Genomic DNA, 273 nt, shown 5'->3' on the forward strand with positions numbered 1-273 from the left:
TCGCGGTTTCGGCCGCTGCGTTCAGAATGATCCGCGCGCCGTCGCGGCGAAAGACGGGGCCGGGGCCAAGCTCGGCGGTGTCGACGGTGATGCCCTTGCGGGCCAAAGCGTCGGTGGCCCGCTGCTGCGGATCGGCGCGGATGCCTTCGGGGCAGGCGAACCGCTCTGCCGCGCGATCCACGGCGTCGATATAATTGTCGCAATAATGAAAGAAGTCGCGCACTTCTTCCCAGGGTGCGGGGACCGCGTTTTGCCCGACCGCGCCGATCGCCT

General features: G+C 67.8%; 1 pseudogene. It reads right to left on the minus strand.

What is annotated here, in order from left to right:
- Nucleotides 1-273 (minus strand): annotated as a pseudogene (locus RMT89_RS43040) (Cro/Cl family transcriptional regulator); the annotation flags it as partial.

This window comes from Streptomyces sp. P17, assembly GCF_032436805.1.
Lineage (GTDB): Bacteria > Actinomycetota > Actinomycetes > Streptomycetales > Streptomycetaceae > Streptomyces.